This is a genomic window from Mycobacterium sp. IDUB_37, assembly GCF_055419245.1.
In genome coordinates this window covers 577,393-583,568 of the sequence record NZ_JBVAXG010000005.1, presented here as the reverse complement: position 1 = coordinate 583,568, position 6,176 = coordinate 577,393, and the positions used below count along the sequence as shown (strand labels likewise).

Annotated in this window: 2 protein-coding genes; both read left to right on the top strand. The window is 73.7% G+C overall.

Translation table 11 applies throughout. The features are described from left to right. Positions 1 to 3,414: a PE family protein gene (locus tag ACZY1I_RS20385; protein WP_463756275.1), complete on the top strand. Its 3,414-nt coding sequence runs from the start codon at positions 1 to 3 to the stop codon at positions 3,412 to 3,414. A gap of 714 nt (positions 3,415 to 4,128) precedes the next feature. Further along, positions 4,129 to 6,176: PE family protein (locus ACZY1I_RS20380; RefSeq protein ID WP_463756274.1), on the top strand; the 2,048-nt coding region annotated here is incomplete at its 3' end.

Genomic DNA, 6,176 nt, shown 5'->3' with positions numbered 1-6,176 from the left:
ATTGATGCGGCGATTGGCGGTGCGGGCGGCGCCGGTGGTGATGGCGGCAATGCGGGTGCGGTCGGGTTCGGTGGTGCTGGTGGCGATAGCGGCGACGGGACCAGCGGTGCGACCGGTGCGAAGGGTCAGCTTCCGGCCGGGACGTCCGGTAACGGGGGTGTCGGCGGGAAGGGCGGCAATGCGACCGCTGCGGCGCCGGGGGATCTGCCCGGCACGGGCGGACAGGGTGGTGCCGGCGGTAACGGCGGCAACCTGGGCAACGGCGGCGCCGGTGGCGCCGGCGGTAACGGCGCGACGGGTGCGGCCGGCGCTGACGGGATCCTCGCGGGCGACTCGGGCGGCCAAGGAGAGGCCGGCGGCACCGGCGGGGCGGGTGGTGCTGGCGGCCTCGGCGGATCGGTGCGCGGTAACGGCGGCACCGGTGGAATAGGCGGGACCGGCGGGACCGGTGGGACCGGCGGGGCCGGCATCGACGGCGCCGACGCGATCAATGCGGGCGAGGCCGGGCAGGACGGCGGTACCGGCGGTGACGGCGGCACCGGCGGGCAAGGTGGCGCCGGCGGCAACGCCGGGGGCGTCGCTAAGGGTGGATCGGGCAGCGCAGGGGTCAACGGCACCGGCGGCACCGGCGGTACCGGCGGCCAATCCGGCAAAGCCGGGGACGGTGGTGCCGGCGCAGCCGGCGTGACCGGCAACCCCGACGGCGGCCGCGGCGGCGACGGCGGGAACCCCGGCACCGTCGGTGCCGGCGGCAAAGGCGGCGCAGTCGGCACCGGCGGCACCGGCGGCAGCGACGGCGCGACCGGCAAAGCCGGTGCCATAGCCACCAGCGGCGGCAACGGCGGCAACGGCGGGGCCGGGGCCGACGGCGCGGGCCCCGGCGGGGTTGGCGGCCAAGGCGGAGCCGGCGGCAACGGCGGATCAGTCGGCAACGGCGGCGAAGGCGGCGCCGGGGGCGCAGGCAAGAACGGCACAGTCGGTACCCAAGGCGACGACGGGACAGGCGGTACCGGCGGGACCGGCGGTGCGGGCGCCAGTGGTGGCGCCGGAGGCGCCGGAGGCTTAGGTGGCGCGATATCTGGGAACGGTGGCGCCGGTGGTGCCGGTGGTACTGGCGGTAATGGCGGGGGCGGCGGCCGGGGCGGCAATGGCGAGTCCAGCGACTTCAGCGATGGCGAACCCGGCGGACTTGGCGGGACGGGCGGTGTCGGCGGGACCGGCGGTGCCGGCGGGGCTGGTGGGAAGGCTCTGGGGTCAGGCGATGGCGGGGTCGGTGGGACCGGCGGCACCTCAGGGCAAGGCGGTGTTGGCGGAGCCGGCGGCATCGGCGGGGAAGCCGGCTTCTTAGCTTTCACCGCCCGCGGCGGAGTCGGCGGCCAAGGCGGCACTGGCGGGGCCGGCGGAGTCGGCGGCGTTGGCGGTGTCGGCGGTGCCGCTGACGGGTCAGGTGCGGGTGGCAACGGCGGCAGCGGCGGCGCCACCGGAACCGGCGGCCAGGGCGGTACCGGCGGCACCGGCGGCGGCGCAGCCGGAATCAACTTCTTCGGTAACGGCGGCGTCGGTGGCACTGGCGGTGTTGGCGGGATCGGCGGTGGCGGCGGCAGCGGCGGCAATTCGGCCAACGGGCTGGGAGGTGTGGGCGCCGATGGTGCCACCGGCGGCATAGGTGGGGCATTCGGCGGTGGCGGCAGTCCAGGCGGCGGCGGCGCGGTTGCCGGTGCGGCCGGTGCGGCCGGTGCTGGCGGTGGCGGTGGTACCGGCGGCGACGGCGGCCAGGGCGTCGCGGTGACCTCCGCGGCCGGTAACGGCGGCGTCGGTGGCGTCGGCGCTGCCGGTGGCGGTGCCGGCGGGGTCGGTGGGGACGGGGGTAACGGCGGTTCGCTCGGCAACGGCGGCAACGGCGGGGCCGGTGGCAACGGCGTAGCCGGTGCTGTGAACGGCGGTGCCGGCGGGGCCGGTGGCAACGGCGGGCCGATAGGCAACGGCGGCAACGGTGGGGCCGGGGGTAACGGCTTGGCTGGTGCTGCCGGTGCTCCCGGCATTGACGGGGAAGGCACCCGCGGCGCGACTGGCGCCAGCGGCGGTAACGGCGGTGCCGGAGGCGCCGGCGGCTCGGGCGGTGCGATATCTGGTAACGGTGGGGCCGGTGGGGTCGGCGGAAGCGGCGGAGGCGGCGGTAACGGCGGTACCGGCGGCAACGGCGGCTCGGGGGACTTTGATGTATTCCTTCAAGACGGCGGCTACGGCGGCAACGCCGGCAGCGGCGGTAACGGCGGCGCCGGCGGTACTGGCGGCCTGGCTCTAGGCTCCGGTAACGGTGGTGTCGGGGGCGCGGGCGGTGCGGCAGGCCAGGGCGGGGTCGGCGGCGCCGGCGGTGTTGGCGCGACCCGGGTCGGGGCCCTTCAGGGCGCCCCCGGTGATGGTGGCGTCGGCGGAACTGGTGGCGGAGGCGGTGTCGCCGGCGCGGGTGGCACCGGCGGTGCTGCTGCCGGGTCCGGCGATGGCGGCCACGGCGGCGTCGCCGGCCAAAGCGGGTCCGGCGGTGCCGGCGGCAACGGCGGTGCCGGCGGTCAAGACAACAACGGCGGTGGTGACGCCGGAGCCGGGGGTATCGCCGGTGACGGCGGTTCCGGTGGGAACGGTGCTGCCGGCGGTGCTGGCGGCTTGACCACTGGGTCGGGCAACGGCGGTGACGCCGGGGGCGCCGGGGCTGGTGGCAACGGCGGCCGAGGCGGCAACGGCGGCCTTGGCGGTGGAACGCTCCTTGGTGACGGCGGAGCGGGAGGGGCCGGCGGTAATGGCGGCCGCGCCGGTAATGGCGGCCTCGGTGCCCAGGGTGGCACGGCGATTGGTTCCGGCGATGCCGGTAACGGCGGTGCTGCCGGCGCGGCTGGTAATGGAGGTGGCGGTGGCACCGGAGGTAACGGCGGATTCACTAGCCATGAGAGCGGCACCACCAATGTCGGCGGAGTCGGCGGCACCGGCGGTAGCGGCGGTATGGCCGGCAATGGCGGCAACGGCGGCTCCGGTGGCTACGCCACTTCTGGCGCCGCCGGTAACGGGGCGGGCGGAACCAACGGAGGTACTGGCGGTGCTGGCGGCTCCGGCGGCTTCGCTGGAGCAGCAGGCCTCTTTGACAACACCGGCGGAGCCGGTGGTGGCGGCGGGGCCGGTGGAGCCGGTGGCAATGCCGGCGACGGCGGCAGCTCTGTTTCCGGCCCCGGCGGCAACGGCGCCAATGGTGGCAACGGCGGCCGAGGCGGTAACCACGGCAACGGCGGCGGCGGGGATCCCACCGGGGCTCCGGGCGCGCCTGGCGGCGGCGGGACCGGCGGTGACGGCAGCTCCGGCGGCGGAGGTACACCACCCGGCACCGACGGCGCCGACGGCCAGCAGGGCCCGAACGGCACGTGATGCAGTAGATGGTTGATCTGACCCTGCTGGCCCCGGTTGTGGACATGGCATTAGCTCGGGGTGTGGGGCTGCATTAACGGTTGCCAGTCGATCTCTGGTCCTTTTGCGCCAAATCGGCGGTCTGGATCGGCGTACTCGGCAACAAGCCGGACTGCTGTCTAGTTGACATCGCGTGATCGCGGTTCGCTGCCAATTCAGCCGCCTCGCGCAGGTCGCTTTCGGCGCTAGTCTCGCGATTCCGCCCACGTACTTGCCAACTCGCTCGACGGAACGAGGATGCATGGTGGGGTAATTCATTTTTCAGGAGTTGGCGAGTTTCCGATGTTTGGCATGGGTTGATTGTTTGGTTGGGGGGTGTTGGGGCCTCGCGTTTGGAGCCCGCCGTCGAGGGTTTTCTCCGCGTCTGTCTCTTCAGTGACCGGGCGTTGTCGATGTCGTTTTGTTGTGGTGCCTGAGGTGTTGGTTGCGCCGGATTTGGGTGGGATTGGTCCGGCAGTGCGTGCTGCTTGTGTGGCGGCGGGGGGTGCCGACGACCGGGGTTGGCAGCGGGTGCGTTTGTGCGTTATCCACGCTTTCCGAAATTGGCGCCGATTTTCGATGTTTGTCATGTGTTGAATTTTTTCTGTGGAGAACGGTTTGAGCGAGTAGCGTTTGGTGCCTGCCGTCGGGGGCTTTCCTTTACGTCAATTTTCCTACCCAAGGATCGGGCTTCTGATGGCTTCTTATGTGTTTTTGGTGCCCGGGGACTTGGCCGCGGCCGCGGCGCAACTTGGTGGGGTGGGGTCGGCGGTGGGTGTGGCGTCGGCGGCGGCGTTGTTGCCGACGACGGGTATGGCGGCGGCGGCTGGTGATGAGGTGTCGACGGCGATTGCGGCGTTGTTTGGGACGTACGGCCGGGAGTATCAGGCGATCAGCGCACGGGCGGCGGATTTTCATGCCCGTTTTGTGCAGTCGTTGACCGGTGCTGGTGGCGCGTATGGGGGTGCGGAGGCGGCCAATGCGGCGTCGTTGGAGCAGGACATTTTGGGTGTGATCAATGCGCCGACCAATCTGTTGTTGGGGCGTCCGTTGCTGGGTCCGGGTGTTGACGGTGCGGCGGGCTCGGGGGCTGCTGGTGGTGGTGGTGGGTTGTTGATCGGCCGTGGGGGTAATGGCGGGTCGGGGGCATCGGGGCAGGCCGGTGGTGCTGGTGGGGCCGCGGGCTTGTTGGGTCCGGGCGGTGTGGGCGGTACGGGCGGTGTCGGGGCCACTGGCGGTGTAGGTGGTCAAGGCGGGTTGTTGTGGGGTGCTGGTGGTTCGGGGGGCACGGGCGGATTCGGTGGTTCCGGTGGCGCGGGGGGTAGCGCGTGGCTGTTCGGCCATGGTGGCGCCGGTGGTGTGGGCGGGTCCGGGGTGGCTGGGGCGGTGGGGTCCGCGGGTGCGGCGGGTGCGCAGGGTGTCGCGGGCGGCACCGGCGGAGTGGGCGGCGATGGTGGGGCTGCGGGGTCGGGTGGGGCTGGTGGTCGTGGCGGGTTGATCTTTGGTGATGGTGGTGCGGGTGGCACTGGTGGTGTGGGTGGGATTGGAGGTGCCGGTGGTGCTGGTGGTGCAGGATGGGCGGCGATTAGTCCGGGTGTGACCGGCGGCGATGGGGGCGATAGCGGCACGGGCGGCAACGCTGGTGCCGGTGGCTTCGGCGGGGTGGGTGGGCAGGGTCACGGGTTGTTCGGCCGCGCAGGGGTTAATGGCAATGGTGGTGCTGGGGGTGCGGGCGGTAATTCCGGTGTTGCGGGTGTCGGTGGGGTGGGCGGTGCTGGGGATGCGGTGACTGCGGGTGGTAGCGGCGGCGTGGGTGGTGACACCGGCGGCGTCGGACTGGGCGGGGTGGGTGGTGCTGCCGGCGGTGCGGGTGCTGCGGCGGGCGTTGTGGGTGCAGGGGGCACCGTGGTGGCCGGCGGTCACGGCGGTGCGGGTGGGGCGGGGTTCAATGCGACGGCAGCGGGCGGGTCGGGGACTGCCGGCGGCGCTGGTGGTGCCGGGGGTGACCGCGGTGATGGTGGCGCGGGTGGAGCTGGCGGGGCGGGGTTGGCCGGGTTGGCGGGCACGGCCGGTGCTCCCGGTGGCGCGGGCGTTGGCGTTGACGGGACGTCTGGGCTGGCTGGTGGTGCTGGTGGTGCCGGTGGTGCTGGCGGCTTGGGTGGTGCGGTCTCCGGTAATGGAGGTGTCGGGGGTCGTGGTGGTGCTGCGGGTGCGGGCGGCGCCGGCGGTGCTGGCGGGTCGGGTGGCACCGATGGGCAGGTGGGTTTTGCCGGCGGTGCCGGCGGTAGCGGTGGTGACGGCGGTGCCGCCGGGGTCGGCGGCAAGGGCGGCGGGGTGGCTGCGGGCGGGTCGGGCGCCAATGGTGGCGGCGGGGCCGGTGGCGTCGGCGGGGCCGGTGGTAATGCCGGTCAGGGCGGTGCGGGTGCTGACGGTGTAGATGGCGGGGCTGGCGGGGCCGGGGGCCTCGGCGGGAATACCGGAGCCGGCGGGGGCGGCGGGACCGGTGGGGCGGCAGGAACCGGCGGTACCGGCGGGACGGCCGGGGTAACCGGATTGAGCGGCAGCAACGGCGCCGGGGGTGATGGCGGGGCCGGCGGTAATGGCGGTGACGCCACGACCGCGGGTGTGGATGGCGGCGCTGGTGGTGCCGGGGGCGGCGGGGGTAGTCACGGCAATGGTGGGGCCGGGGGTGCTGGCGGTGATGGTGCGGTCGGCAACAACGGCGCACAGGGTTCGGTGGGCAG